General features: G+C 59.0%; 18 protein-coding genes and 2 pseudogenes. 7 read left to right on the forward strand and 13 right to left on the reverse strand.

The genetic code is table 11. The features are described 5' to 3' along the window. Window positions 1–1132 (reverse strand): cell division protein ZapB (locus OU993_RS17910; protein ID WP_268159791.1); only part of this gene is annotated, 1132 nt, incomplete at its 3' end. A gap of 69 nt (window positions 1133–1201) precedes the next feature. On the opposite strand from OU993_RS17910, the gene OU993_RS17915 reads away from it, so the two are divergent. The 3 genes from OU993_RS17915 to OU993_RS17925 all read left to right on the forward strand — a co-directional run bounded on the left by OU993_RS17915 (window position 1202) and on the right by OU993_RS17925 (window position 4603). Then, entirely contained in the window at window positions 1202–2248 is a 1047-nt protein-coding gene (locus OU993_RS17915) for an RHE_PE00001 family protein (protein WP_268159793.1), read from the forward strand. Between the two features lie 192 nt (window positions 2249–2440). Continuing rightward, window positions 2441–3508: a hypothetical protein gene (locus OU993_RS17920; RefSeq protein ID WP_268159795.1), complete on the forward strand. Its 1068-nt coding sequence runs from the start codon at window positions 2441–2443 to the stop codon at window positions 3506–3508. Between the two features lie 360 nt (window positions 3509–3868). Then, window positions 3869–4603: a hypothetical protein gene (locus tag OU993_RS17925; protein WP_268159796.1), complete on the forward strand. Its 735-nt coding sequence runs from the start codon at window positions 3869–3871 to the stop codon at window positions 4601–4603. On the opposite strand, the gene OU993_RS17930 is transcribed toward OU993_RS17925, so the two are convergent. Beyond that, window positions 4579–5790: an IS256 family transposase gene (locus OU993_RS17930; protein WP_268159800.1), complete on the reverse strand. Its 1212-nt coding sequence runs from the start codon at window positions 5788–5790 to the stop codon at window positions 4579–4581. The genes OU993_RS17925 and OU993_RS17930 overlap by 25 nt on opposite strands. Before the next feature lie 287 nt (window positions 5791–6077). Between OU993_RS17930 and OU993_RS17935 the strand changes: the two genes are divergently transcribed. Beyond that, a complete protein-coding gene (locus OU993_RS17935; RefSeq protein WP_268159802.1) occupies window positions 6078–7442 on the forward strand; it encodes an AAA domain-containing protein in 1365 nt (454 codons plus the stop codon). Between the two features lie 201 nt (window positions 7443–7643). On the opposite strand, the gene OU993_RS17940 is transcribed toward OU993_RS17935, so the two are convergent. The 5 genes and pseudogenes from OU993_RS17940 to OU993_RS17955 form a co-directional block, all read right to left on the reverse strand. Continuing rightward, window positions 7644–7952: a hypothetical protein gene (locus OU993_RS17940; RefSeq protein ID WP_268159804.1), complete on the reverse strand. Its 309-nt coding sequence runs from the start codon at window positions 7950–7952 to the stop codon at window positions 7644–7646. Between the two features lie 234 nt (window positions 7953–8186). After that, window positions 8187–8729 carry a HEPN domain-containing protein gene (locus OU993_RS28770; protein WP_326493851.1) on the reverse strand — a complete coding sequence of 181 codons (543 nt, stop codon included), beginning with the start codon at window positions 8727–8729 and terminating at the stop codon, window positions 8187–8189. A gap of 18 nt (window positions 8730–8747) precedes the next feature. Beyond that, window positions 8748–9551, reverse strand: a pseudogene (locus OU993_RS28775) (hypothetical protein); the annotation flags it as partial. 251 nt (window positions 9552–9802) lie between these two features. Next, a complete protein-coding gene (locus tag OU993_RS17950; RefSeq protein ID WP_268159805.1) occupies window positions 9803–10114 on the reverse strand; it encodes a type II toxin-antitoxin system RelE/ParE family toxin in 312 nt (103 codons plus the stop codon). Then, on the reverse strand, window positions 10104–10385 hold the full coding sequence (locus OU993_RS17955; RefSeq protein WP_268159806.1) for a ribbon-helix-helix domain-containing protein: 282 nt from the start codon (window positions 10383–10385) through the stop codon (window positions 10104–10106). Before OU993_RS17955 ends, OU993_RS17950 begins: the two co-directional genes overlap by 11 nt. A 235-nt stretch (window positions 10386–10620) precedes the next feature. On the opposite strand from OU993_RS17955, the pseudogene OU993_RS17960 reads away from it, so the two are divergent. Together OU993_RS17960 and OU993_RS17965 are read left to right on the forward strand one after the other, a co-directional pair. After that, window positions 10621–11064: pseudogene (locus tag OU993_RS17960) on the forward strand (DUF4158 domain-containing protein); the annotation flags it as partial. 135 nt (window positions 11065–11199) lie between these two features. Next, window positions 11200–12516: a transposase gene (locus tag OU993_RS17965; RefSeq protein WP_442793003.1), complete on the forward strand. Its 1317-nt coding sequence runs from the start codon at window positions 11200–11202 to the stop codon at window positions 12514–12516. 112 nt (window positions 12517–12628) lie between these two features. Here OU993_RS17965 and OU993_RS17970 read toward each other — a convergent pair whose 3' ends face one another. The 3 genes from OU993_RS17970 to OU993_RS17980 form a co-directional block, all read right to left on the reverse strand. Further along, on the reverse strand, window positions 12629–13333 hold the full coding sequence (locus OU993_RS17970; RefSeq protein WP_268159808.1) for a hypothetical protein: 705 nt from the start codon (window positions 13331–13333) through the stop codon (window positions 12629–12631). After that, a complete protein-coding gene (locus OU993_RS17975; protein WP_268159810.1) occupies window positions 13330–14460 on the reverse strand; it encodes an MFS transporter in 1131 nt (376 codons plus the stop codon). The genes OU993_RS17970 and OU993_RS17975 overlap by 4 nt, the downstream gene beginning before the upstream one ends. Before the next feature lie 94 nt (window positions 14461–14554). Next, a complete protein-coding gene (locus tag OU993_RS17980; RefSeq protein ID WP_268159812.1) occupies window positions 14555–14944 on the reverse strand; it encodes a helix-turn-helix domain-containing protein in 390 nt (129 codons plus the stop codon). Window positions 14945–15256: 312 nt separating this feature from the next. On the opposite strand from OU993_RS17980, the gene OU993_RS17985 reads away from it, so the two are divergent. Next, window positions 15257–15811 (forward strand): recombinase family protein, encoded by a 555-nt coding sequence (locus OU993_RS17985; RefSeq protein WP_268159875.1) that lies wholly within the window; start codon window positions 15257–15259, stop codon window positions 15809–15811. Window positions 15812–15936: 125 nt separating this feature from the next. On the opposite strand, the gene OU993_RS17990 is transcribed toward OU993_RS17985, so the two are convergent. From OU993_RS17990 to OU993_RS18000, 3 genes are read right to left on the reverse strand one after another with little or no spacing between them, the layout of a single operon-like run. Then, a complete protein-coding gene (locus OU993_RS17990) occupies window positions 15937–18231 on the reverse strand; it encodes a DEAD/DEAH box helicase (protein WP_268159814.1) in 2295 nt (764 codons plus the stop codon). Next, on the reverse strand, window positions 18188–19510 hold the full coding sequence (locus OU993_RS17995; protein WP_268159816.1) for an ATP-binding protein: 1323 nt from the start codon (window positions 19508–19510) through the stop codon (window positions 18188–18190). The genes OU993_RS17990 and OU993_RS17995 overlap by 44 nt, the downstream gene beginning before the upstream one ends. Further along, the gene (locus OU993_RS18000; RefSeq protein WP_268159818.1) at window positions 19507–22623 is read right to left on the reverse strand and encodes a TerB N-terminal domain-containing protein; all 3117 of its coding nucleotides are present in this window, start codon (window positions 22621–22623) and stop codon (window positions 19507–19509) included. Before OU993_RS18000 ends, OU993_RS17995 begins: the two co-directional genes overlap by 4 nt. Window positions 22624–22849 lie beyond the last annotated feature (226 nt).

Here is a 22849-nt window from a genome sequence, read left to right on the forward strand (position 1 = left end):
CGGCATCGTCGGAGACGATCACTGCCTTGCCGACCAGCCCATGATGGCGGATGGCACCCCAGATGCCGGCCTCGGCGAACGGGCGGATGATGTCCCTGTCGAAAATGTCGATACCATGTTCAGCCAGATAGGCGAGAAACGGAACTTGATTGGCAAACCGCCGCGGTTCGTTTCTCTTCAGCCGCGCCAGAAGGGCAGGGTCCACCTGCCGGTCTTCGAGAAAAGCGAAGGCGGCATCGTTGAGGATATAGTCCTGATAGCTGCCGCGCAGCAGGGCCAGGAAGTTCAGTCGCGACTTCGAAGACGTCGTGCGAAAGGCGGTGAAATGCTCACCGCCGATATGCGTCGTATAAACATTGCGGTTGGCGTGACGGGCACCGGTGTCGTCGACCGTCACAAAAGGCGCAGAGACGAGGCCGGCGTGGAGCACGGCTGCATCCTCGGCATGAAAGCCATCCAGCCTCTCTGTGAGAAAGCGGACCACCTGACGTTTGGAGATTTCGACACCAACGTCGTTGAGCAAGGTCGTCATTCGCTGCGTCGTGACTTGGCCATGCGCATGGAGCATCAGACAAAACCGTCGCAGATTGGGCCCAAAGCCACCTCGTATCCCCGCAGGCAACGGCGCGATGATGGTGTCTCCCTCCGGCGTTACCCAGCATTCCCGACGGTAACGAACCACCTCGACCCTGAGCACCAGATCCCGGACGAAGCAGTCCTTGTAGCCCTTGAAGCGCGATCCAACTGGCACGCTGACAGGCAGTACCTCTTCACGCGTCACCCGCTTCGTGTCGTTCTTCGGCCCTCGCGGCCGGGACGCCGGATCTTTGCCGGTGAGCGTCTTGTCACCGGTCGCCTTCTCCATTCCCGACGGTCTGAAGGGTGGGCGCGGCGGCAGGTTTTTCAGGCGCGCAATCTCGTCACGCAGAAGCTGGTTGTCGATCTTCAGCCGGGTGTTCTCGAGCCTGAGCTGGTCGTTCTCATCCCGAAGCCTTTGGTTCTCAGCTACGAGCTTCTCAATCCGGGCGTCTGCCCGATCAGCCCGCTCCACCAGACCCGTCACGAGTTCTCGCAGCGCCTTCAGCGACAGCGTGTCGGCATGCTCGGCCATGGGCAGGCGGCGCTTCGTCATGAAAGAAGAATCTCATGATTTGCAGAAAACAGGAATCCCTCCTGCCACCGGATTTGCTCCAGGTACTTCATGGAGCCGGCATTCCGCGCCGGTCTCGCGCTCACGCGTCTGGACGAGCGCATCGCCCGTTCGCCAGTCGGCCAGGGATGGATCGAACGATCTCAATTTGCCGACGCGTGCGCTTCGCTGTGGATCGACGGCGAACTCGTCCATCTTGAAGACCTGGTCCTCCACGACGCCACGAAGGATATTCGCACACCGACCCATGAACTGACAATCGCCCGCGACGTCCTGCGCACTCGTCGGCGGATCGCTGGCCAATCCCTGGATTGGGCGCTCTCTGCGGACGGCATCCGCTCGTTGCGGAAAACTTCGGAGATCGGGTCGGGCGGCGGGGACTCGGCGACGACGGCCGAAGTTATTTGGCCGGCGGACGAGATCCACGCGGAAGGGGAGGGGGAGGAACGTGACGGTGGCAAAGATCTTCCCGGCGTCGACTATGCTGCCATCGATGCGGTACTTGCCCGATCGGAGGCCGCGATCGAAAACGCAACGCGGCCTGGCCGCACTGATACCGGCGAACGAGACCCTCTCGTCTATGATCTTGATTGGGACGAAGACGCGCGGCTCGACGAATGGCGCGACGTGTTACGCCAGGCCGAAAAATTGCCGGCGGTGCTGCAGCACGCCCCGTGGCTTGGCCGGTTGCTGGCCGGGGCGATCCTGCGCCAGGCAGGTATCACCACCGGGGCGCATCTCGCCGCCATCAACCTCGGCCTGAAAACCATTCCTGTCGATCGGCGCCGGCATCGCGACCGGCAGACGCGGCTGCTCGCCATTGCCAACGGCCTGATTGCGGCTGCCGAGATCGGTCTGAAGGAGCATGACCGGCTGGCGTTGGCACGCACGCTGTTCGAGCGGAAACTCGAAGGGCGGCGGACGTCTTCAAAGCTGCCGGAGCTGGTCGAACTGGTGATGGCGAAACCGTTGGTGTCGGCCGGGATGGTGGCGAAAACCCTCGACGTCACGCCGCAGGCGGCGCGGCGAATTGTTTTGGAGCTGGGCTTGAGAGAGATGACGGGGAGGGGGAGGTTTCGGGCGTGGGGAGTGATCTAACGATCAGAGATAAGCCTAGGCCAATCTCTTCAACACGTTGCGCCGAGCTCAGCTTACTGCCTAGATTCGGCGGCTATTAAATGCGCTGGACGCGTCTGCGGAAGTGTTGAGCAAGACTTAAGGCCAATCGGCCTATCGTGCGACGGTACGCGACCCCGCTGACTCCAACCAATTTTCAACCCAGGCGACTACATGCTTTCCAATAGCGACATTCTTAACCTAGCCTTTTATTTTAGTCACTTTGATCGTCGCCTAACCAGTGAGCTTGGAGTGTCGGACCCGCCTGACGAGCGGGAACTGACCAGACGACTGGGTCGAATGCTGGCTGGCGATGAGATGTGGAAGATCGACAAACTGACTATCGCACAGGATTGGCTTGAGGACGCGCTCGGCTGGTCATTGCAGCTCACGATGCAAGCCCATCCAACGAAGTGGGAACATCATGTTAGCCACTCTGATTTCGGACTGATTATATCGTTCGTCGACGAATTGCTACGAACGCCGACGCAAAGCGCAGCCTATTTAGTTCAGGCGAAGCGCCTCTATCCTGACGTCAGCGGGCAATATTCGCTGAGCTCTGAATTCGGGGCGACTGATCGCGACCAGCATCTCAAGCTGCGATATCTTGCCAAGCGGTTCGGCGAAGCTGCCGTGAAGTTTGCTGCTTACTGCCCGCCGATCGAGTTTTTCGAATTCAACTCGGTAGAGGCGATTCAGATCGGCCACAAGTCGAATTCCAGCGCACTCTATGTTGGCTCGACCTTCGGGCTTGCACTGCAACAGCAGATTGAAGCAGAACCGTGCTTGGTGTCCGACGCCGGCTTCTGGATCGCGCCAACGCACGGTCAGTTCAAGACCGCTGGAGACCTTCATCGAAACGCGATCCTATCTAATCTGCCGTTCGGCTGGTTCGTCATTGCCAATGCGTGGAATCTTGCGATTTCCGGTAGCGCCGGACTTTCGTTGCCGGCGGCTCCCTATGTGATCCCCTGGATGTGGAACAACCCGACCTTCGGAAGTATCCTGAACCTTGGGCTCGACGCTGAAACACAGCGGCTAATCACTGGCCTCGCAAGAGGCGACGATTCAATCGCGCACGAACTTGCGGCCGGTACAGACGCCAAAGTTCCTTCCAGCGCATTCAAGCCATCCGTCACGTTCGAAATCACCTTAACGCGGCATGTTCATCCACTCCTAAAGCCCACGCTGGACGAAAAGCCGAAGGACGAGCCTGACAATGGGCTGATCAGGAAGATCTGAGCGATCCACCCGGAAAATGACTTCTCATCACCGATTGGTCGGGCGGCAGCGAGCTCCCCGCCTTTTGATATCTAATGGCGCTTCGTGAAGGCGAGGACTCGGTCGGAGAAGTGGGGCGGTTCCTCGCCGTTGAAGGCCTCGGTCTCGCAAGCGCGTTGGTGACGTGGCAGAACCGCTTCGCATCGGCCAAGACCAACCACAGCTCATCGAAAATGTCGGGCAACATTTATTGTGTGGCGATACTCCATCCCTGGTTGCAAACTCTACTGTAACTCATAGATTGTATTATCTTTGTCTGTACTGATTCGAAGAAAGCTGAATCAAGCAGACAGTTGCGCAGATGCGGCAGCGGGAAATACGATGCACCCAAAGCATGTTGAACGACAGCGCGAGACCCTCGAGCAACGATTCGAGTTGGCTGAAACCTTCTTATCTTCCCCGAATGCCGCGGCACTGAAGTCGGCTGTGATCCGCGCGACAGATCGCAGGAACGGCGACCCTGTCGTTCTCAAGTATTGGTCGAAGACTGGAACAGCGGTTGACTCAGATCTGAGAGAACTTTGGCGGCACGAAATGCGTCAAAGTGAGCGGGTTAGGTCCTTCCCTCGTGCAGATGAAGTAATTGTCGATGTGTCTGGTTCGGGGGAGTGTGACGACGCATTCTACATGATCATGCCAAGCGATGTTGCGCCTCTCGAATACGCCTCGCAGTTTCTTCGCTCAGACCATTGGCTACGTGCGTTACATGGAGCACGTCAACGGTCCTTCCTCTGGAGGAATCTCCGCCGTCTGGCCGAAGCCCTTGGGGCTGTCCATGGTCAAGGACTGGTTCACGGACGAATAGATGCCAGGGCTATCTATTCCACTGGTGCCGCCACCAAACCGGACTTTCGCCTCGGCGGGTTCGAGTTTTGTCTCCGGGTTGCTGAGCTAAACAAGGCTCCGTTGAAAGTGATTGCGAATAGTCGCCCGGTTGGGTCGGTCATTTTTTCCTTTCTGGACGATTGGCGTGCTCTTGATAGCGTCCGTCAATCTGGTGTAAATTCGGGCGCTGGACCGGGCCGTCATGATCAGGCGGCTTTTGGTGTCATCTGAAGGGGCTTTTCCTCCTCAATTCTTGGTGTGTTGAGCTCTGCCATGCCCTCGATCTGCATGTAGCGGTGCTGAAGCTGCCATTCGTCGTTGGCTTCGAGGAGCACGGCTCCGATGAGCCGGACAATGCTGTCCTCGTTGGGAAAGATGCCGACGACATCAGCGCGGCGCTTCACTTCCTTGTTCAAGCGCTCCAGAGGGTTCGTGCTGTGGAGCTTGGTGCGATGCTGGGACGGGAACGCCATGTAGGCAAGTACGTCAGTCTCTGCATCGTCCATGAAGGCTCCGAGCTTCGGCCATCTGGCGCGGAGCTGGTCAGCGACATGCCGCCAGGTCTGAACGGCTCCGTCATGGTCAGGCTGGATGAAGGCTTGGCGGATCGCGGCGGCCACCATGGTGTGCTGTCCCTTGGGCACATAGGCGAGTGCATTGCGCATGGCGTGAACCCGGCATCTCTGCCACGTCGCGCCGAGCACACGGGTGATGGCGGCCTTCAATCCCTCATGAGCATCGGAGATGACGAGCTTGACGCCCGTCAGCCCTCGGCGCACCAGATCACGCAGGAAGCTCGTCCAGAACGGTTCGGCTTCGGAAGGGCCGATATGCAGGCCGACGATTTCCCGCTTGCCGTCCGTGTCGACAGCCACCGCGATTATTGCCGCGACAGAGACGATGCGTCCGCCTTCGCGCATCTTCAGATAGGTCGCATCTAGCCAGAGATACGGCCAGGCGCCGGAAAGTGGGCGTCTGAGGAAGGCGTTCACACGCTCATCGATATCCTTGCACAGCTTGGAAACGGAGGATTTGGAGATACCGGTCATCCCCATGGCCTGCACCAGCTCATCGACCTTGCGGGTCGATACACCATTGATCCAGGCTTCTTGAATGACGGCCACCAGCGCCTTCTCCACCGTCTTCCTCGGCTCCAGAAAGCCGGGAAAATAGCTGCCGGAGCGCATCTTCGGGATCTTCAGGTTCAAGGTGCCGAGCCGCGTGTCGAGCGTCCGGTCGCGATAGCCGTTGCGCCAGGTCTGGCGGCTTTCGCCACGCTCGTAGCGTCCGGCTCCGATCAGGCCGTCCACATCGGCCTCCATGATCATTTGCAGCACGCTTTCGGCAATCAATCGAAGAAAATCCGGATCGCCGCTCTTCGCGGCAAGCTCGGCAAGAGGTAATCTGTCGTCGGTCATCGGGTCTTCCTTTCGGTCAGGTTGAAGTCTCGCAACTCCACCTTCTCCGACGGGCCCGGTGCCCACCTGACGTCTCGCGGAAAACCAAAGCGAAATCTCCACCGCTTTCTCCACGAAAATCGCCCCCGAAATTACACCAGCTGCGCGGACGTTATCGTGCTCTTGGTCAGGTTGTCGCGGATCTGATCGGCCTAAAGCCGGATACCCTCTGGGAAGAAGATACGCATTTCATCGCAGGTCGAGCGAGGATTGACCTGAGGCCATCTGAAATCGACCTGATAAGGTTATTGTTTGAGCCAGAGCGCAATCGCATTCTGGATGCAGCAGCAGTAACAGGTCGAATTGACGCGATTCTCAACGAATTGGATGCCGAGGCATTTGCCGGGAATGGTCGCTATGTGCTGGCCCTTCGACTTGGACAGACAAGTCGCCTTTCGGCAAGATTGAATGCAGCCTCTGGTGACGCGTTCGATACCGACGATGCGGCTTCTCAAGTTGATTTTGTTCGAGCGGATCTCGAAACGGGTGCCACTTTGACGCGCACACCAAGAGGCGATCTTTTGCTGATGACGGAAAGCCTGGTCTATGATCTCCAACCCTTGCGCGTTGCCGGAACTGATGAAACCTGGAATATCGCTTCTTGCAATAACGCTCGTTTCAGGGACGACGTCATTCTTGGCCGGCGGGAAACCATTGACCTTCCAGAGCACAGGATTGAGATCATCCGTTTTGCGGCTGCGACGGCACGTTTGAATGAACTGCGCTCTGATGCTCTCGATTGGAGCGCGGCATTCGAGATAGTGACCGATGATGATCCGGGGCTCGTTGTCCGACGTGGTCTGCTCCTCGCACAGATTGCCGAAGCGCTGTTCAAAGTGGCTGAGATCGCTCCAGTCGAGTTGGTGGGGCAGCGACAGCAGGGAAACAAGCGGATCGTCGAGATCGCAGCGAGTGACTTAGAGCACCGGCTCCGTCTTTCGGAGGCGCTCAATGTGGACGAACCACATAAGCTTATGCGAAGGCTCTTCGATCGAGAGGAGGCCGACGTTGATGCGGAATGGCAGCTGACCGAAGCGGCCGGCCTTGGGATGACGGTCCGAGCTGCGGCCAACGTCCGATTCATCCGTCCAGTCCAAAAAGACAACAGAAGGCTTTACGAGTTCCAAGTTCTCGACGGTGTGCTCCCACCGAATACGCAACTCCATTTGCGCAGGGTCGACGAGACAGGAACAGAGCAGGTGCTTCGGCGGCGGCTCCGGATGCTGACAATGCTTTCGACGCAGTCCGAACTTGCCAATATGTTGCTCGATCCGAGGGCGCGGCTGCGGTCATATGAGGATGAACCGCTTGTCGAAGACAAACATTTCGAGAAACTGGACAAGTCGAAACAGGACGCGTTGCGCTCGATTTGGTCAACCGGTCCTTCCCAGTTGGTCGTTGGTCCTCCTGGAGTTGGGAAGACCAGGCTGGTCACCGAAGTGGTGCGAAGAGCTCTTGCTGGGGATCCGACGGTTCGCCTTCTCCTGAGCGCACAGGCGCATCAGGCTTTGGATCACCTTGCGGCATCCGTCCAGACCATGCTGAAAAAGAATGGATTGACCGATGATGTAATTTTGGTCCGATCGAAAGCCGATAACGGCGCGGACCTTTGACGATGCTGTACGAAAGGTTCTGGAGGCGATGGCGCCTACCCCACTGGTTTCTTGAGCAGTCGGAGTGGGAGTTGCTTTTGCAAGCGAGCGAACGCACCCAGGTGCCAATTCTGCGCATGGCGCTTGGTCTCTCCACGCTGTTTTCGGGAGGGAATGCCCAGGAACTCAATGGCATCAAGAATCACATCCTCGCGACGTGCCTCAGCCAGATTTTGCGTGACGACTCATCCGTCGATTTGCCGGGCTTGTGGACAGGAAAGACATTCTGGAAACAAAGAGCGTCCAGAGCAAGCTGGCGGTTGCGCTCAATGCGGCGCAGGACGATCCACAAAGCTTGACGGGGCGTATTGCTCTGGCGCTCTTTCCAGAAGCGTTCGCGTCGAGGCATAAATCGATGGAGCAAAGGTGACTTCGGTTCCTCGGCGAGGCGTTGATCCGTAAGCGGCGCGCCACCTTCGTCCACGCCACCAGATCGGTGATACCGGTTTCATCCTCGAGCGTGATGAACATCACTCCCCCGGAAATGCCGGCGCTACCGAATCATACCAAAATTCACTGATGATGACCCATCCGACCGGATCGATTTTGTCGTTCGGCTAGGAGAAAGCCACAGTCGGACCACAAGGCCCGGCGAGGATTTTCGACGACGTCTGGGGCAGTTCTCATTGGCAATCAACAATGGTCACTTCTCCCCAAACGATCTAAATATACTGAAGCACTTGGGGCCTAAATCTAATTTGTCTCTTATGTAAGGCGTAAATTGAGCTTTTCCTTCAACGCCTGCGGTCCCACGCAAACAGCCTCAATTTGCTCATCCGAAAACGAAAGTGTTTTCAGGAAATGAAGCTGGAGCAGCGCCTCCATCTTCTCGCAAAGCACATATAGCTGCATTCCATCAGCCGACTTGTGCTCCGATTTAGGATCATAGTGCGTCAGGTAGTTTCGGGTGTCCACTATCAACCGGACAAGACGCTTTCTGTCTGCGTCGCTTCCAAACCGATCCTTGAATGGTTCGAGAATCCGCTTCAGTCGGTTTGCAAGGCTGATCTCATTGGCGAAAGCCAGCTTCTGTCCAATCCACTCCTTGTGCGCGTCAGGAGCGGCCTTGATCAGGAGGTCCTTCAAGGCGCCGAAATCGGCGGCGGCCATCGCGGTTTCAGACGAGGTTCGGCGGTGCAGCGTTTCAACAGCCTGGGCGAGAGAGAGAAAACGTCCCTCCAGAAATGTATGTGACCCTGCTCTCGTTGAAAAATAGAGATGCAAGACCGGCAGGATTACATCGTACAACTCGAACCAACTGGCGAATATCTTCTGGGAATTACCCTGAAGATCAAGGTAGCGATATAACATCCGGAAGTGGTCAATTTTGGGCGTGTTACCGAGGTGGTTTTTCGAACGGTAGTACAAGTCCATCTTGGCTGATTTGGTTTTACCCTCGCCAATCGGTTCCGTGATGGCTTTATTGATCGCCCAGACTTCCGTCACCGACACTGTAGTGTCGACGGCAAAGGATACAAACTCTCGAAGCATAGTAACGATGTTTGTAAAGAAGCCGGGCTTCTGCGGTTCCCGGGCCGATATTTTCAGATAAGCCGAGGCGTTTATCTCTGCATGCTTCACGTCGGTCATGGACGGCATGGTGTGTCCGAAACCAACGGACAACATGAAATCATCGCCTTCATATAGGGTAATCGGCTCGGGTCGACGATATTCGACCGAGTAAACGAGTGGGGTATCGATTAACGACAGCGAAAGCCCTGAAACACGAAGCCACTCTTCGAAGCCTTGGACAGAGATGTACTGCTCGTCGAAAAGGATATCCTCATCAACGTCGAATGCCACACCCAAAATTGCCCAGGATGCTTCGACTTTCGACTTGATGACACCGCCGAAACCGTAAGGCAGCTTCCGATAGAAGCAGTGCTCAAGAGTGAGCATGCCTTCCTTCTCAATCTGGCCGACCACGCGTCCGATGGTCATCGTCTCGTCCTTAAGGTCCTCGATGGACCCGGTCGGGCCGGAAAAACTCCCAAGGATTTCGAGATGAACCTTTCCGGCTTCTGAAATCGTCAACGTTCCTGGTGCTCTGTAGTCCTCCTTGCCGGGAAGCCAAAAGAAGCCTGATCATACCAAAGGCTCTCTAATGCGCATAAAACCCCTCTTCAAAAGACTTTTGTTGAAGCAAAGCCAACGGATAAGCCTGTTCGTCCGCGTTCAACTTCAATGGCAGCCGATTGAGAGGGGATCAAGATCCTGCAACTACTATATAATCTGGCGCCAAGCGAAAATCCGAATAGCAGGGTCTCAGGTTCACATCCCTTCAAGGCGTTTGGGACTTGCTCAGGGCCTCAATTATGTTTTCAGAACAAGGCAGAAAGATCCCGCCGTCCATCCACAACTCGGACGATCTCAACTGTATGAACAGGTCCGTCCTGAGTGTCAGGCTTTATTTCATACAGAATAACGTAGGGCGCCTCCACTAACATCCGGGCAGTGCGGAACACTTCCGGATGACGCTCGCCCAGACGAGGATGCTCGATCAACATTTCCGCCTTTTTTCGGAATTTGGAAAAGTAACGTTCCGCGCTCCGAGGCTGCTCTTTAGCGATGTCGGTGTAGATCTTCTTAACGTCGGCTCGAGCCTTTGGTGTCCAGAGAAGCTTAACGGGCATGAGGGTTGGCGGCCGCCATTTCCTGACGCGCTTCATCCAACACCGCGTCAAAATCGACCTCGACCGCGGGGCCACTGGCCTTGCCTTCTTCCCACATCGCGCGCAACTTTGCGATATCGTCGCGCTTCTGGATCCACTTGGCCGACCAATCACGCATTGCTTCGCGGACAACTTCGCTTCCGCTGGCATAGGCGCCGCTGCTTACAGCATCGCGCAACAGCTCGGCATGTTGTGGCGTCATCGAGATGCTTACTTTCTCAACATTGGGCATGGTGACCTCCGTATGTGGTGGTAGCAATTATTACCACCACCCTGCCTTTGCGGCAATGCCCATGTTTCCACTTGCAACGCGGAAACTCTTGATCGATCTGGCGCGCCTTGATGGCCCAGTCGGCCCGAAGCTGCGATTTTGGCCAACTCGCAGAACGTTGTGGGAACACGGCGTGGAGGATTGACCCGAGAAGTGCCCGGTCGTGACATTGCGCTCCAATTTGAGGAGCGCTTTAATGAGTACGGGTATTTCGAGTTCGGACATTGTCGGTCAATGGAGCCTGAGCTTCGCCGACATTGATTTCATCAATTCCAAACCAGCCGCGACGAGGCTCGGCTTGGCCTCGCAGTTGAAGTTTTTCAGCGCACGCGGATTTTTCGCTGACGATGGCACATTGATCCCGACCGATGCTGCCGAATACCTGGCCGAGCAGATCGGCATCCCAGCCGACGAACTGTCCGGTTATGATTTCGGCGCGAGAACAGCACGTCGGCATTGCGCCGAGATTTTGCAGTATCTCGGCTTTGGCCGAATGACGCGACATGACCGCGAAGCGCTTTCTTATTGGATTATCGGCGAGCTTTGCCCGTCCGGACAATCCGTCAGCGCCATGCTTGAGGCGGTGTTCCTCTGGTGCCGGGATCGCAATATCTATGGTCCGTCTGCCAAGGAGCTGGAACGGCTTGTTCGTTCGCAACGGCAACAATATCTCGACGGCTGGCTTCATGAGGTGAGCGCAGCGCTTCCGCCTGGGACTGTTGCAGCGATCGAAAGCTCCCTGGCTGACGCGGAAGGGTTGACAGGCTTCAATGCGATGAAAGCAGACGCGGGGCGAGCAACGCTCGACAACATTCTGGAGGTGACCGCTCGGCTTGCGTTTATCCGGAGCCTGAAACTCCCACGGAATATGCTTTCAGCGATCAACCCAGCGTGGATCGAGCATGTTGCCCGCCGGGTTTCCGGCGAAAAGGTGTCGGAGATGCGCCGCCACACGCAGACGCGCCAGCTCGCGCTTTATGCGGTGTATCTGATGGCGCGGGAAACGGCGATGACCGATGCAATGGCCGGGGCCACCACCGATGCCAGCTATGAGGAGCTTCTTCATGTGCATCGCCGCTTCATCCACGCTGGCGCTTTGCGGGAAGCCTGCGCTCTGGTCGCCAATGCCACGCTTGCAATTCGCAACGCAGCAGTCTGGGGTGACGCCGGGACGGCCTGCGCATCGGATTCCACGAAGTTCGGGGCCTGGGATCGCAACCTGATGACGGAGTGGCATGCCCGCTATGGCGGACGCGGCGTCATGATCTACTGGCATGTCGAAAAGCGAGCCACCTGCGTCTATTCCCAGCTCAAGCGGTGCTCGTCGTCGGAAGTTGCATCGATGATCGAAGGTGTTCTTCGCCATTGCACCGATCTGGAAATCCAGCGGCAATATGTCGATAGCCACGGCCAGAGCGCCGTTGGTTTCGCCTTCTGCCGCTTGCTCGGCTTTGAACTCGCCCCACGCCTGAAGGCGATTGCCCGGCAGAAGCTGGCACTACCGGATGCGAGCTTCCGGCTAAGATTGCCGAACCTGCTTCCGATCCTTTCCACCCCGATCAACTGGGAGGAGATCGAGCAGCAATATGACGAAATGGTCAAATATGCCGCTGCCATGCAGACGCGCACAGCCGATCCGGAGGCGATCCTGCGCCGCTTCGCACGGGCGGAAGTGATGCACCCAACCTACAAGGCGTTGAGCGAACTCGGGCGCACAGTCAAGACGATCTTTCTATGCCGTTACCTGCGGCAGGAAGCCTTCCGCCGGGAAATCCATGAAGGACTCAACGTTGTCGAAAACTGGAATAGCGCCAACGGTTTCGTCTTCTTCGGTAAGGGTGGTGAAATGGCGACCAACCGCATTGATGAGCAGGAGGTTTCGGCATTGGCCTTGCATCTTCTGCAAGCCTCGCTCGTCTATGTGAACACGCGCATGCTGCAAACCGTGCTCTCCGAACCAGTCTGGAACGGCCGTATGGCACCGGAAGATTATCGCGGTCTCACGCCGCTGATCTATGCGCACGTCAATCCCTACGGTCGGTTCGACCTCGATCTGGACAACCGGATAGATTTCGGCAAAATCGCTGCCTGAGCAGCGGCGCGAAAATGCACTTTGCAAAACTTAGGTGCTATTTAAACTTGTGTTCAGAGTTCTGCGGCGCTGCCGGGTGCGACAGCGCCCGCCGGTCCATGAGGAAACGGATTCAGGACGGGCGAACGCTATGTCCCTTCTCTGCAAGCCAGGCATCGTGCAGCCATTTTTCCGTGCCACGCTTTCCGGGAAAGGTGATCCAGTGAATATCGCGCTCGAACACCATGACCTTACGGTCAGCGCCAACTATGACCCACATCCAAAGTCCATCGGCAGTATTGCGCATCTTCACCTTCATGCCGGTCAGCGTCAGGTTTTTCGTGACACCGTTACGGATGACGCGCAGCGGCTCGTCGTGAGGATCGACCCAACTGATTTTCAGAACCGGCAGCAGATCGGGGGCGGCTTCGCGCAGGAAGCTCATGGCGATAGCCTGCGCTTGCTCACGGGACGGCAGTTCGCCGCCGACCAGATCGAGGTCCATGCGGGCAAAGCCCTTGAGGCGGCCGTTATTCGCAACGACGGTGCTGAAATGCTCGCCGCCGAGCGCAGCATTGCGGCCGTCCGTTCGCTCGTAGCGCACCAGTTCCGCCCCTTCCTTGTCTACGGTGACGGGGCGACGGGCGATTTCACGATATCCGGCCGGCATATAGGTCGCGATGGTGTCAGCAACGGGCTGGGCCAGAGCAGTTGTGGTCATGGGGTTTCCTTTCGGCGTATCAGCGAGCGAGATGGTCGCGGGGCTTCCGGCGATGAGACCGAGCGCGGCGAGTGCAATGGCGGGGCGTAATCGGGGCATGTCGAGGACTCCTTTCATCGTGGGCTGGAGGATGAGGGTCGGGAAATGCCGAACGTGAGCCCGAGGGCGGCCAACAGCAGCAGGACGGCCGACAGCAGCCAAAGCGGGGCGGCACCAAGGCCTGCGAGGGCTTGCGCGATGGGCGGCGCGGTGCTCGCGCCGACAAACAGGGCGAAACTGTAGATCGCCAGCGCCCGGCCACGATTAGCGTTCGTCGTCCGGCCAGCGACGGTGGCGATAAGCCCCGGCACGGCAAGGGCCACACCGCCAGAAAGAAAGGCGCTCGCCAGCAGCGCCGCCGATGGTGTGGCAATGGCGGCGATCCCGAGCGCCGCCGCCGCGAGGATCAGGCCGAGGCGCGCCGTGACCGTGGCACCATAGCGGCGCGTCAACGGGGCCGCTGCGAACGTGAAAAGCAGGGGCGGCAGGCCGACAAGCCGCAGGGTTTGAAGGTCAACCCCGATCGTCGCACCAAGGATTTGCGCCCCGCTGTAGAAGGAGACGAACCCGAGCAGCACGGTCACAGCCGCCAGCCACGCCGCGACGATGCCCGGATCGCGCAGCAATCCGGCCGGACGCGCAGCCTGCGCATCGTTTTGCGGGGCAGATGTCGTCCGTTTTGATGATGCGGTGAAAGCCAGACCGAGCGCGCCGACGGCATAGAGCGGCGCGAGCTGGAACATGATGGCGGGTAATTCCCCGTTCGACCCGGCCGCGAACAGTTGCGCCAGCGGGGCCGCACCGAGGAAGGCAAAGCTCATCAATGAGACCCCGAGCGGCCGGTGTTGCGCGGGCAGATCTTCCGTCACGAGCGAGAGGGCGGACGGAGGGAAGATCGAGGCAGCCAGCCCTTGCACGGCCCGCGCCAATAGCAGAAATCCGAAACCGCTCGCCATTCCGACGAGGGCAGTCGCCAAGGTGGTGCCGACCAGTCCGATGAGGATCATGCGCTTGCGGCCGTAACGATCCGACAGGGGGCCGAAGATCAGGAAGCCCGCCGCATAGGCAAGACCGAAGGCTGTCCCGCTCAGGGAGGCTCGTGCGGGATCGACGGCAAAACGGGATGCTATTCCCCGAACGAGCGGGATGGTCACATAGAGCTGGCCGACGACAAGAAATCCGCAGGCCATGAGAAGCGCCAGCAATGCGACATGGCGGGCAGTGAGGCCGGTTCTATTCATTATGTAACCTGACGTTAGCTTTAGATTGTGGATTCATGTTTTCCTGCCTTGCTTGCCTTCAGCCCCGCTGCGCCTGTGCGATCAGCTCTTCCATACGGGCGATGTTGCCTTCCAGATCCCGTTTGAACGCGGTCAGTTCATGAAGCTGGGTTTCAGCCTTGGCGAGCTGGACTTTCAGAATCTCGACCACCTTTTCCTTGCCCTTGATGCCGGTCGCATCCGCGAAATAGAGAGGGAGGACCGCAGCGATTTCATCGAGATTGAGGCCGAGCCGCTTCAAGGCGGCGATCTTCTCCAAACGCTTGAGCGCGGTTTCATCGTAATAGCGGTAGCCTGCACCCTCGCGTTCAGCCGGCTGCACCAGCCCAAGCCGCTCATAATAATGGATCGTGCGGTGGCTGACACCTGCGCGCTCTGACAGCTCACCGATTTGAATAAGGGACGACAATGCAGCAGCTTCCTAAACCTGACGTTGGGTGTAGATTTAGATCGCCGACCCTATGATGTCAACAGCGGCGGGCCGCTCGTAAATTCGGGAGCCCCGCATACCGCATGTTGGATGCGACGATATCGTGCCACAAAGGCGATCATAAAAGTGCGGCTAAAGCGGGTGACTTCGCGGCGGCGGCTCCCCAATGGCACTGTAGGGTACGCCCTAAAGTGACATTCAAATGTGACGTGCGTAGAGTGTAACAAAAGGGTGGATTTTCGATCAAAGTGACGTTACACAATCGGAACCACCCTAATGTTACAGATCGCCATGGCCCGCATTGGATACGCTCGCGTCAGCACCACAGATCAGGACCTCGATATTCAGAACGAGCGTCTGAAGGCCGCAGGTTGCGAAATCATCCGATCAGAAACCGGATCGGGAGCGTCCCGGAAGGGGCGATCCGAGCTGGAAACCATCATGCAGTTTCTTCATGCGGGCGATGAGCTGGTGGTGCTGCGGCTTGATCGGCTCGGTCGTTCCACACGCGACGTTCTCAATCTCGTTCATGAGCTTGACGAAAAGGGTGCGTCACTCCGCATTCTTGAACCCGAAGTCACGACAGCCGGGAGCATGGGTCGAATGGTCATCACCATCCTCGGCATGGTCGCTGACATGGAACTCAAGTTCATCAAAGACAGGCAACGAGCGGGCATCGACGCGGCAAAAGCTGACGGCATCTATACGGGCAGGAAGAAGAATGTCGATGACGCGGAAATCCGCAAGCGAATCGCGGCTGGCGCAACGAAAGCCGCCGTTGCGCGTGAGCTGAACATTTCAAGGATGACTGTTTACCGCGCCTTGGAAGATCAAGGTTCGCAGTGAGCTTCTACGTGACTACACGTTCGCCATCTGTTCTTTGAGTTGGCCAAAATCGCAGCTTCGGGCCGACTGGGCCTTGATGGCGCGAGAGGTCCATATCCCTTTAAGAACTTAACTTCTTCGTAATGTTAAAGGCGCTTTGAGAATGCATCTCCGGGTTCGTGTTCGAGGTCATGACCGTCGCAAAGGTTAATGGCGATGCCTTGGAGCGCGCCATAATCAAGCCGTTCCCGAAGGGTAACCATCGTCATCAGGTCCGATGAAAGATGGTTGTCGAAGCGTGCGATGTTTGGCCGGGCCACCCCCGTCATCAGGGCTTCGATCGTTGGCAGATTGCCCGCCGCCCACCGCGCGAGGCATTGGTTGACGCCTTCGGGATCACAGTCTTGTAGTTCGAGGGAGTGTTGATACTGGGCTGTCCGGAAATCGCGGGCGAGGAAAGCAAGGGCGAGGGTGGTCAGCTTCCTGGTCCCGATCCAGGGGAGAACCAGAGCGCCATCGGCGTAGGGCAGCATCGATCGCGTTGCCAGCCCGAGCTCTCCGAAGCAGTGTCGTGCATCGGAGAGCATCTCTGCAGCCACGCGATCAACGTAGGCATACTGTTCGCTGCCTTTGAGCACGCGTTTCATTTCCAGCGCGATGCGATCGTGCAGTCCACCGCCATTTCCGCTGAAGCGCGGCGGCTTTCCACCACGGGTCGACTTCACCGTGATGACCCGAGTGGCATCGTCCACCTCGAGGACCTGCCAGCGCCGCCCGGCGAATATCAGTGTCTCGCCCGACCTGATCGCCGAATCCAGCGGGTAGGTGCCCAGCGTTCTTGCGTCGTGCATGATCCGATACTCCCGCTCCGTCGAAAAGACCGGGTAGAAGTCGTGCGCTTCTGTGATCCTTTCCCCGAACTCCCCGATCATCAGCAGGCCCTCAGGCGATTGCTCGATGAGCTTGTTCTCCTCGGACGCCATGCAACGCAGAAGATCGGCGAATGTCCCGCGATCCACCGACTTAAAGGGTCCCCGGTCGCATAGAATCTTCCACGCGGCCTGCGGTGAGACGCCACCCTTCTGGAGGATAATCGCGAGAACTTGGTGCAAGAGGGTCGAAAGGTGCAGGCCTGTCGGGGCGGGCGGTTCGCACCAGCCATCCTTGAGGCACTCGATCATGGCAATCGATTGGACAAGCCCGAGGTTCAGGCGCTCGAGAGGATGCTGTCCGCGACCCGGGCTACGCTCAATGACGAACAGCCGCATGACGGCTGGGCTTCCGGCCCGTCGTCCCGAACGGCCGAGGCGCTGCCTGAGTGACGAAACCGAGAAACCCGGACCGATCTGGGCGACGGATTCCACGTCGCCGATATCGATGCCGAGTTCCAAAGTTGTCGTTGCGACCGCCGTGGTCGGGCGGGGATCGTCGCGGAGTCTGAGTTCGACGTCCTCGCGTTCGGCCTTGGAGAGGCTGCCGTGATGGGGGAAGAACTCGTTCGGGACCCGGTTCTCCTCGCACATCAGACGGAGGCGGTCCGCATACAGTTCGACCCGCTCTCGAGAGCCGCCGAACAGCAGGTTCCGGTGTCCCCTCAGAAAGCGAAAGAGGTCGTCCGCCAGGCGTTCCGGGATACCGTGCCATTCATCCACCTCTTTGTCGGGTGGGGCATCGCCGCTCTCGTCGCCGTCGTCCTTGGGAGCCACTTCTTTTTCGTAATATCCCCGAATTTGAAGTTTGAGGCCGTTACCCTCGTCGTTCCCCTCGATGACCGCCACGTTTGCGCCGCCGGCGGGCCGGAGCGCGTCGGCGGCCAGCCGCATGTCACCGAGCGTCGCCGAGAGGCCGACGCGATCGATCCGCTCACGCCCGCACTCGATCTCGATGCGGTTGAGGATGGACTGTAGCTGCATGCCGCGCTCGGTCCCGATGAACGCGTGGAGCTCGTCAATGACGACCGCTTCCAGCGACGAGAACAGAAAGCGTATCTCCTTGCCCCTGCGGACGAGGAGGGCCTCCAGCGATTCCGGCGTGATGAGCACGACACCGCTCGGGTTCTTCCGTGCCCGCGACTTGGCGTCTGCCGACACGTCGCCGTGCCATTTGTGGAGCGGGACGTCGCAGGCCTCGCAAAGCGGCTCGAGCCGACGGTATTGGTCGTTGATGAGCGCCTTGAGCGGACTGACGTAGAGGATGCGAAAGCCATCCCGCCCGTTACCGTCGAGGACGCGGCTCAGCAGCGGCAGGATCGCCGCTTCCGTCTTTCCCGCGGCAGTGCGGGCGGATATGACGACGTCACCGCCCGCGAGAACGGCGGGGATCGCCTTTTCCTGAACATCCCTCAGCCGCTGCCATTTCTGTGCCCAGATCCAGCGCCGGATCGGTTGGCCGAGGCGCTCAAAGGCGGAGGGTTGCAAGCTCGTCGTCCCCGTCGTCGGCATCCGCCGGGATTTCCGCCTCATCCGCTCCCTGGCGATCCTCGCTCACTTCGACACGGGTCAGAAGGTCGTTCCACTTGACCTCGGGGTTCTGCTCGAGGACCGCGAGCAGGTCCACGAACGCCTTCACTGTGTTTCGAGGCGTGCGGAAGTACGCGTCGCCGATAGTATTCGAGCAATGCTCCATGAACGCGACGAGGGCCTCGTCCGGGACCAGATGCTTCTCCGGATCACCGCCCGCGAAAACATCGCGAAGCCTTTCCAGGAGGTGGAAAAGCTCTTCCGGGGTGAGGCTCGGAAGGTTGATGACAGGCCCAGAATAGTCGGCGAGACCGTTCACCGCAAAGCTGTTCTCGGCAAGCCTGCTCTGCAGCGCCTCGTAGGAATAGAGGCCCCGGCGGGTATCGAGCAGGAACTCGGGCGTTCCGCCAAGGATGAAGCCGATGCCCTCCGTGGTCCCCTGAAGCACGTCGTTCAGGATGCGCAGAATCTGCTCGTAGTTCTGCTTCCGGGCCTGGGCGCTCTGAAGCTTGTAGAGGTTCACCAGCTCGTCGAGGCAGACGATCATCCCGCCGAACCCGGCAACCCGGACGAATTTCGCCAGAAGCCTCAGCCCATCGTAGAAGGACGCGTCGTCGAGGATCGTCCTGACGCCGAGATCCTGCCGCGCCTCGGTCTTGGTGGTGTATTCGCCGCGCAACCAACGGAGGGCCGCGTCCTGGAGAGTGCCGTTGCCATCCTCGTAGCCGCGGGCGTAGGCGGCGACCACGGTCGCGAAGTCGTAGCCAGCCACCATCTCGCGGATATCGCCGAGCCCGTCCTTTACGGCCGTTTCGATCGGCACGCCCGTCGCGGCCGCTTTCTCGGTGGCCTTCTGGATGTAGCTTTCGAGAATGTTACGCAGCGCGCCGCCATCGGGCGCGGTTCTGGTCGAAAGACTTCGTGCTAGTTCGGCATAGAGCGAGCGGGCCTGGCCGTTCGTCGCATGGATGCGGCGGTCGGGAGATAGGTCCGCCTGGCACACGACCAGCTTGGCCTGGAGAGCGATCTGCCGGACGAGGAATAGGAAGAAGGTCTTGCCCGCTCCGTATGCGCCGATCACGAAGCGGATACTCGATCCGCCTTCGCCCACGCGGCGTACGTCGCGGATGAGCGCCTCTATCTCGCGCTGACGCCCAACCTGGATGTGCTGGAGGCCGAGCCTCGGAACGACACCCGCCCGAAGCGCGCTGATGATTGTGTCGCGGTCACGCGGCTTGATGGAAGGTGACTTGGTGGTCATGCGGGCATGCCTTCTTTGATAGCTGCTAGGCTTGTCGGAGGTGCGGGAAGGAGATGGCTGTTGATGTCCAGATCGTCATCGCCTTCGATCATGAGTTCGTCGAAGCGGTCGAGCGCCCAGTCGTTGATCGCCTCCTTTGCCGCGCCAGGCATCAGCGAAGCGTCTCGGGCCAGATGTTCGAAATCGTCTTTCGACCAGCTCGCGCGCTGAAGGATTTCCGACAAGAAAGCCCCGTATCGCTGCTCGAGGCCCTCGAAGAGTTCGCTCTGCGGGGTTTCAGCTTCGATCTCCGGAGCCGCGGCGACGACATCTTCCTCTTCGTCGACGAAAATGTCGGCGAGGACGTTCGAGGTAACCCGGGTTTCCGAGCGGATGTTCTGAAGCCTCGAAAGGTCGATGCGTGTCGGCGAACGCGAAGTCGCGGGTTTCGAGGAGAGGGCGGAAGGCATCGACGTCGACCCGGCTGTCCGCGTCGCGCTGCTTCCGGCATGAAGACGGTCGTAGAGAGACTTCTGGTCGATCCCCATTCGCTTGAAGATCGCCTCCAGCTTCCTGACCTCGTCGGCGTGCAGATCGCCATCGGCGGAAGCAAGCGAGACCAGTTCGGCGGCGACGGCGGCCCGGGCGCTTTCAGGGACGTCCTTGAGGCGCTTGAGCCAGTCATCCAGCCGGGCCGGATCCTTTTCGTTCAGTCTGATCTCCGCTTCCAGCCTCCGTTTTTCGTCCCCGGACAGGTCGGGGGAGGCTGCAATCCGATCAACGAGCGCTTTTCGCTCCAGTTCGTGGAAATCGCCGTCGGCGTGTCCAACAACCATGCCCAGCATCGCCGAGAGTTGCTGGGTCCGATAGGCGTCGGTTGCCGCCGGGGGGAGGGCCTGAAAGATGGGAAACAGGATCGCCGTCTCATCTCCTGCCGATGACTTTACGGCAAAAGCCGGATCGAAGGTTGCGCCGATCCCGAAAGCCGAAAGGGCCTGGCTCAGATCGCGGAGCTTGGCTTTACCTGGGCTGCTCCCTATCTCGATACCGAACTGCTCGCCAAGACGGTCAATACGTGTTTCGCAGGATTGGTCCGCGAGACGCCGCAGACCCGCCAGAGGGTCCCCCGGCAAACTCGCAGCAGCCGTTGTCCTCAGAGCCTCGGGCAGCTTGGATATGGCGAGCAAATTCGGCTGCAGACCGGGAAGGCGACCAAGAGTGCGACTGTAGTCGTCGAGCTGCTCCATGCAGTCGTTGAATATCCGGCGCGCTATCCGGATCGGCTCTTCCCGGTCGGTGATGTCAGGAATATCTCCCCCGAGGACCTTGATTTCGAGATTGAAGCTTCCGCTGCAGGCCTGGTATTGCTTCTTAAGCTTCTTTGTCCGTCCAGCCTTTGGCCGGTAGCCCGCCGGATAGAGTTTCGCGAATTCCAGGAGATAGAGTTCCCGCAATAGGGCGGGGATGCGCTTGGCAGGTGTGCGGACACTGGTCTCCGGATGCGTCAACGCGAAGCGGAACATCAGGTCTGCTTCGATCGGGCGGTCGTCACGGACACGAATACCGAGAGCGATCTTGACGGCGGCAGGGACCTCGTAGCCGTTAGGTTCGACCCTGGCGAGAAACTGGGCGGAGGGTTCACCGCTTCTGAGTTCGGCTGCCGTCAACAACTCCGTGGCGTAGCGGTTGAAAGAACCGTTGTGGCCGTAGACATCGAGTAGTCGCCTGACCTCCGCCAGCACGGCGGCTGTGTCGGAGGCGTCGACGTCGAGTAGCAGTCGCCGTTCTAGGCCGTAGAAGTAGAGGAAGACGTAACCGATGTAGTCGTCGGGATTAGACCTGCTGCCCGCCAGCCATTCCAGATACGACCTTCGGGCGTCCGGGGACATCCCGCCATATGACGGCCAGTATCCCATGGATACTCCCGCCGGATCGCGGCCTCGTCCCACCGTGAGCGCCGGATTGACTAGGCAGTTCTCGTTTTCGTTCAGCCTTCCCTGCTTCCCGAGAAAGCCGCCAAGGTAGAACATACCGCCCGAAATCACGACGGAAGCGACGGTGACGGACTTCCCCGGCGAAATCCACTCGGCTCCGGCCATTCTGGCGGCAGAGGTATCCGTCTTTAGGGGAGGGGATGTCGGTTTCGATTCGGCTGCCTTTTGCCGATGGAAGTTCAGCAGGGTGCCCGTCGGAGAGGGTATCGGGGGTGGCGTTGTGGCAGTCCGCCCCCGCTCGGCGATATCGGTCAAGTCGTCATTGCTGCGATCGGACAAGGATTTCGCTTTGGATGCTTTCGCCTTGATCCAGTCGGTGACGTCTTTGTTGTGCGCTTCCATCGACATCGCGCGGTCCTGAGACGGCGAGGCGGATTGCGCGGTCGCCGACTGCCCCATTAGAATCCTAGAAGCGTGCTTGTCCCATATCAGCTCCGCCGAGGCGTCGCTCTCAGGAACTGCGGGCATGGCGCTGGCGGCTTGCCGCTTTCGCTTCAGCCTCCTCAAGAACAGCACGACACCGCCAAGTGCGAGGCCGACAACCGCCAAGTTCCAGGACGCGCTCTTGCCGTCCGGCGGAGCCGCCGGGGACCGGGAGGCCACGGCATCGCGTGAACTTTCGGTCTCAATGGAGACGCTGTCGGGCTGCTGCGGACTTTGAGGCTGCTGCGAAGGTGCAGCGGTTTCGACCGCCTTGACCTCGGCGGCTGGTTCGACCGTGCTGGAAGCGGAGCCGCCAACGGGAGCGAGAGGCTTGGTCTCCACTTCTTGGACTTTCGGCAAAGGCGTTACGTTTTCCGACGCCGAGCCATTAACCGCAGGGATTTCATCTTCCACCGCCTGCACCGTCGGGAAAAGGCGATCCATCGTAGCCGGGTCGGCCGTGCCAGTCGGGGCCAATCCGTTTGCCGTCTGGAATGCACGTAGAGCCGCGATGGATCTTTTGCCCCACACGCCATCAGGAACGCCCGGCTTGAAACCCTGTTCAACCAAGGCCGTCTGGATATCACGGACTGACCGCTCCGCTGCCACGACCGAAATAGCGGTCAGCGGGCTCAGCAAACCCGCAGCGACAACCGGCACAACAATTAGTCGGAACCTCACGAAAACCTCACCCCGAAGTAGACGTTCAATATACACGGGGAGCTTGTATGGCCAAGAGCTCGTTTACATTTGCGGTCTCGAGATCGTGTATTCGATCCGCCACCAACTCTGTGCCGACCCTGTGTTCTTCGCTGCTGCATGGGCGTCTAGGACGCTACGCAAAGACATATTCGATCGGACCCAAACGCACCAATCGCCATAAATCGATGTTGGATATGCTCCTTCCAGCCCTAAAATCACGACTTCTCAGGTGCTTGATCTG

This window comes from Rhizobium sp. SL86 (assembly GCF_026672545.1).
GTDB lineage: Bacteria > Pseudomonadota > Alphaproteobacteria > Rhizobiales > Rhizobiaceae > Neorhizobium.